At 42.3% G+C, this 565-nt stretch carries 1 rRNA gene and 1 pseudogene; one reads left to right on the top strand and one right to left on the bottom strand.

Features of this window, described 5'->3' with window-relative positions:
* Window positions 1-108, top strand: a 5S ribosomal RNA gene (rrf, locus tag H5186_RS22705); the annotation flags it as partial.
* 102 nt (window positions 109-210) lie between these two features.
* Here the strand turns inward: rrf and H5186_RS22700 are convergent.
* Window positions 211-565 (bottom strand): annotated as a pseudogene (locus H5186_RS22700) (IS630 family transposase); the annotation flags it as partial.

Here is a 565-nt window from a genome sequence, read left to right as displayed (position 1 = left end):
ACAATAGCGTTTTGGACCCACCTGACCCCATGCCGAACTCAGTAGTGAAACGAAACAGCGCCGATGATAGTGTAGCATTTGCTATGTGAAAGTAGGACATTGCCAGGCTCCAAATTGAGAAAGCCCGACTAGCAATAGTCGGGCTTTTTTACGTCTGGCATAAAGTAAAAAGAAGGTTCGAGGTGAAAGGTAATCTGCATAAAGATTAAGTCAATTTGATCTAGTCTCTAGAGCATATGCTTTTACCGTATTAGGGACTGAGATGGATTTATTCCACGCTTGTAATACCTGTTCGACTATTTCTTTATAACCACTAGAAACACGATTAGATAGACAGTGTTGCCGTATCCAACTCCATACTTGCTCTAGTGGATTTAATTCCATGTGTTGTGTCATGACGTCTTTATTGACGATAGGGCTGATCAGCGCTTCTGTTTTATCATTACTTGGGCACACTGCACCAAATAAGTATCCATACTCAAACTGCTGTTGTTTTGTTGCGCGAGGCCTAGAGCCTGTTTCAGCCCATAAGCGTGTTGTTTGATTTTGTTGTCCAAACCGTGCT

This window comes from Pseudoalteromonas sp. SG41-2 (genome assembly GCF_014164535.1).
GTDB lineage: Bacteria > Pseudomonadota > Gammaproteobacteria > Enterobacterales > Alteromonadaceae > Pseudoalteromonas > Pseudoalteromonas rhizosphaerae.
The sequence above is the reverse complement of the archived record's forward strand: the minus strand, read 5'-3'. Positions and strand labels throughout refer to the sequence as shown.